Consider the following 4,881-nt stretch of genomic DNA (forward strand, 5'->3'; position numbering starts at 1 on the left):
AGGCAATCGAACGTGCCGTAGAAAAATCAAATATGCCTAAAGGTGTATTTAACATGATTTATGGTAATGGCGTGGGTGAACCACTGGTGAAACATCCTTTCATTCAGGCGGTTGGATTTACAGGTTCACTCCGAGGTGGACGTGCTTTATGTGACATGGCAGCAGCCCGCCCACAACCGATTCCAGTCTTTGCTGAAATGAGCAGTATTAACCCGATGTTGATGTTGCCAGAAGCCTTAAAAAACCGTGGTGACAAAATTGCACAGGACTTAGCCGACTCAGTGGTTTTAGGCTGTGGTCAGTTCTGTACCAATCCGGGTTTAATTTTGGGAATAAAATCAGCTGAATTTAGCAAACTCATTACTAACCTAACCGAAATTATGGGTGGCAAACCTGCACAGACTATGCTGAATGCCGGAACCTTAAAAAGTTATACGGCAGGTCTTGAGCATTTAACCGAGCATCAAGGCATTGAACACTTGGCAGGTCAAACCCAACAAGGTAATCGGGCACAACCACAACTGTTTAAAGCCGATGTTGAGCTTTTATTAGCAGGCGATCAACTTCTGCAAGAAGAAATCTTTGGGCCAGCAACAGTCATCATTGAAGTTGAAGATAAAGCTCAACTCTTACAAGCTCTACAAAGCATGAATGGTCAGCTGACTGCGACTTTAATTGCCGATGAAGGAGATTTAACCGAGTTTGCAGATGTAGTCCCTGTACTAGAAGAAAAAGCTGGCCGTTTACTCATAAACGGTTATCCAACAGGTGTGGAAGTGTGTGATGCGATGGTACACGGCGGACCATATCCGGCGACTTCAGATGCACGAGGTACTTCAGTTGGCACCTTGGCCATTGACCGTTACTTACGTCCTGTGTGTTACCAAAACTATCCGCAAAGTTTGTTGCCAGAGGCTTTAAAAGACAGCAACCCGTTGCAGATTTTAAGACTGGTGAATGGTGAGATGACCAGAGAAGCAATCTAAAAAATAAAAAGAGACCATTAACTGGTCTCTTTTTTACTTCTACATTAAGGTTTTGTAGGGAGCAAATTCCCCAAATTAACCTAGTTTATAATTAATATTTTTTAAAAATAAATCGACAGCATATTCAACCCAAGTACCAATTTCACTATCTGATATTATGTAATTCGGATGTGTAAGACACTTAAGATGCGCATCACTTCGTAATAACGCTAAAAATATATTTGCAGCTATATCCGAAGAAGAGCTTAATTCTATTTCACCATTTTTAGCTGATTTTTCAAGATAACCCGCAATAATATTTGCAAGCCGTTGTGGCCCAACTTCAAAGAATTTTTCGGATAACTCTGGAAATCTTACTGCTTCTGCAATACAAACCCTAAAAAATGCCAATCCTGAATGCGACAAAATAAAACAAAGATAGGTTTTTCCAATCTCGGTTAAAGCTGATCGTAAATTTTCCGCTTTTGTCTCAACTAAAATAATTTGCTCTTGCATGTTCGTACATTGTCGTTCAATCACAGCTGCGAACATCACTTCTTTATTTTTATAGTAGCCATACATGGTGGCTTTTGAAACACCCGCCTCTTTTTGAATCATATCTGTTGTTGTGCCACTAAAACCATGTGTCAGAAAAAACTTTGTTGCTGCATCCAAAATTTTTTGTTCTTTTTCATTAGTTTTAGTTGTAACAGACATAGTGACCTTATAAAAAATTGAGCGACTTTATTTGTAGTGTAACTCATCGAAAAGTTCAAAATCGAGAATTGACGGCAATTTAATTAAAGAGTAGAGTACCGATCGGTACAGTACAGTAAATATCTGCTCGGTGCAATGAATTGATGCTTAAGATTTAAGGTAAAAGATGAATACAAAACCACTCATCGGTTTAGCAGGTGCAATATTTGCTGCAATGACTGTTGAATTTAATAACCGAATTACCAGCATTACCTTAGTCGACATTCGTGGCGCGATGGGAATTAGTGTCGACTCTGGTTATTGGGTCAACAGTATTTACGCCAGTGCCATGATTATTGGTATGATCCTGTCCACCAGTTGGGCAGTTATTTTTTCAATGCGCAGAGTCCTGCTTTTTGCGATCGGAATTTGCCTCTTCTCTAGCGTTTTAATTCCTTTTAGTCCAAATATCGAAATATTTTATTTATTGCGTGGCTTACAAGGGCTCGCCAATGGTTTAACCATTCCGTTGTTAATGGCCTGTGCGCTTAGATTTTTAGGACCTGATATTCGGCTATGGGGCCTCGCTTGCTATGCATTAACTGCAACTTTCTTTCCTAATTTAAGTGCAGCGCTGTCTGCCTTTTATTTAGATGTTCTTGGCTGGAAAATGATATTTTTCCAAACCATCCCTTTTTGTGCGCTAAGTGCTGCTCTGGTTTATTTTGGGATTCCCCAAGACCCATTAAATTATTCAAGAATAAAAACTTACGACTGGATGGGTGCCCTTTTAGCGATTATTAGCTTAGCCAGCCTCAGCACCATGTTATTGCACGGCAACCATTTAGACTGGTTCCATTCTCAATTAATTTGTGTATTGGCTTTAATTAGTGCAATTACTTTACCTTGGTTTTTTATACATGAATGGCGTTACCCAACCCCATTAATTAAACCGCAAATGCTCGAAATACGAAATTTTGCTTATGCTGTTTTTGCTCTCTTTTGCTTTGTCATTATTGGTATGTCCACCAGTACATTACCACTGAATTACCTTAGTGCTGTACATGGCTATAAACCCACTCAGACCATGTGGATTGGTTTACAAATTGCGGCATTGCAATTTATCTATATTCCAATTGTTGTGAAGCTTTTAAACCAAGCTTGGGTAGATAGCCGCTATGTACATGGGTTTGGTTTGCTTCTGGTCATTGCAGGTTGCCTAGGTGCAAGTCAACTTGATACTACATGGAATCAAGATCAGTTTTATTTTTGGCATGCCATCTCATGTTTAGGCCAAACCTGTGTCGTGCTCTCATTATTAATGATGGGAACAAACAGCGTTCATCCAACCATGGCAATTTATGCATCACCGATGATTAACACCCCACGTGCGATTAGCGGTGTACTGGGTGTTTGTATTTTGGATTGGATCAATCGGGTACGCGGTGAATACCATTCAACACGGCTGATTGAAAATACTGCCCAACATGTTTTCCAAAATATTCAAGGCCCTGTCATTAATCCGCTTACTCCCCCTGTGCTTAACGCAAATGGCGCAGATCGTGTTTCAGGTGGTTTATCTGCCCTAAATTCTGCGATTCAGGCCCAGCAATCTGTCTTAGTGATTAGCGACCAATATCTGATTTTAGCTGGCCTCACCGCTATTTTGTTCATTGTGATGTTGATTTTGCCAGTTCGAACTTATCCGCCACGCATTGCTCTCATTAAGTTAATGAATAGTCATAACTCAGGAAAATCTTTATGAGTACTCTCGAAGCCCAAGATACCACCAACACCGAACCACCCAAGTTAACAAAGGTGCAATATTTCAAAAAGCATTGGGTTATGGTTATCGCATTTATTATTGTTTTAGCATCCATTTTATGGGTTTTAAAACTTATATTTTTACCCTCTTCAATTGTTGAAACAGACGATGCGCGTGTGGATGTCGATTACTCAACCATTGCCCCTAAAGTATCTGGCAATATTGAAGAAATTTATATTAAAGATCATCAGACCGTAAAAAAAGGCCAACTTTTAGCGCGGATTGATGCACGTGATTATCAAGCTGCTTTGGCTGAAGCTGAATCCAATTATGCAAAAGCACAAGCTGACGTGAGTGAAGCAATGCTGGCTGTTGAGAGACAACCGACTGTTATTCGAGAAACAGAGGCCCAGCTTAGAAAAGTAGAAGCTGGAATTAAACTCACAAAAGATAATACGGCGCGTTATGAGCAGTTGCAGGCACTTGGTGCTGAATCTAGATTGATTACGCAACAGTCAAAAACCACATTGACTGAACAATATGCTGACTTAGACAGCAGTAAAGAAAAAGTGATTGATGCACAGTATCAGCTCAACCAATATAAGATTCAGGTACAAGCCAAACAAGCTGCTCTTAAACAAGCACAAGCGGCACTTGATAAAGCAAAACTGAATTTGAGTTATACAGAAGTTCGTGCGCCTATTGATGGCATGATTGGTCAAAAGTCAGCTAACGTAGGTAACTTTGTGAGCGCTGGTAATCCATTAATGGTCGTTGTGCCTTTAGACCAAGTCTATGTAGAAGCAAACTTCCGTGAAATTGAGCTAAAACAAATTAAAATCGGACAACCTGTTAATGTCTATGTAGATGCTTATAACGTTGAGCTAAAAGGCGTGGTAGACAGCTTCTCCCCATCTACTGGCGCATTTTTCTCTCCGATCTCTGCGACCAATGCGACTGGTAACTTTACCAAGATCGTTCAACGCCTTCCTGTACGCATCAAGCTCATTGAAAATCAAAAAGACGTTAAATTATTACGTCCTGGATTATCGGTATTAGTATCGATAGATACCAATAAATAGATAGTCTAGATTTTGAAGTATGAGAAAAAAAGAGACCATTTACGGTCTCTTTTTAATGATGAGTTTTAAAAAAGTCTTTAAAACTTTTTGGTGTAGTTTACAAACAAGCGATCTTCGCCAAAGTCATTGCCATGTTTAACGTTGTAATCAATGCGAATGTATTGCAGAGCAACACCTTTTAAGAAGGGCTGCTGAAACGCATAATTTAAAATTACATTCGACTCAGTTTCATGGTTCTTTTCACCATTGGCGGCTTTAAAGTCATGTCCGTAAACATATTTCACCATCGCGTTTAGGCCTGGCACATAATCTTTAAAATCGTAGCCATACATCACATGATAAGACTTTTCGTCTTCTTTAAAGAAACCAGTAG

Annotated in this window: 5 protein-coding genes; 3 read left to right on the forward strand and 2 right to left on the reverse strand. The window is 39.7% G+C overall.

Annotated features, from left to right (window positions below; all coding sequences use genetic code 11):
• Positions 1–986, forward strand: a 986-nt coding sequence (locus tag ACINWC141_RS05895; RefSeq protein ID WP_034677799.1) for an aldehyde dehydrogenase family protein, incomplete at its 5' end; no start/stop codon positions are given.
• A gap of 75 nt (positions 987–1,061) precedes the next feature.
• Here the strand turns inward: ACINWC141_RS05895 and ACINWC141_RS05900 are convergent.
• Positions 1,062–1,682 (reverse strand): TetR/AcrR family transcriptional regulator, encoded by a 621-nt coding sequence (locus ACINWC141_RS05900; protein ID WP_009389129.1) that lies wholly within the window; start codon positions 1,680–1,682, stop codon positions 1,062–1,064.
• 166 nt (positions 1,683–1,848) lie between these two features.
• Between ACINWC141_RS05900 and ACINWC141_RS05905 the strand changes: the two genes are divergently transcribed.
• Together ACINWC141_RS05905 and ACINWC141_RS05910 are read left to right on the forward strand one after the other, a co-directional pair.
• On the forward strand, positions 1,849–3,426 hold the full coding sequence (locus ACINWC141_RS05905; protein WP_009389135.1) for an MFS transporter: 1,578 nt from the start codon (positions 1,849–1,851) through the stop codon (positions 3,424–3,426).
• Positions 3,423–4,508 (forward strand): HlyD family secretion protein, encoded by a 1,086-nt coding sequence (locus ACINWC141_RS05910; RefSeq protein WP_009389130.1) that lies wholly within the window; start codon positions 3,423–3,425, stop codon positions 4,506–4,508. Before ACINWC141_RS05905 ends, ACINWC141_RS05910 begins: the two co-directional genes overlap by 4 nt.
• A 77-nt stretch (positions 4,509–4,585) precedes the next feature.
• Here the strand turns inward: ACINWC141_RS05910 and ACINWC141_RS05915 are convergent.
• The coding region (locus tag ACINWC141_RS05915; RefSeq protein WP_009389125.1) for an OprD family outer membrane porin at positions 4,586–4,881 on the reverse strand (296 nt) is incomplete at its 5' end.

The sequence above is a fragment of the Acinetobacter sp. WC-141 genome, assembly GCF_000313935.1.
Taxonomy (GTDB): domain Bacteria; phylum Pseudomonadota; class Gammaproteobacteria; order Pseudomonadales; family Moraxellaceae; genus Acinetobacter.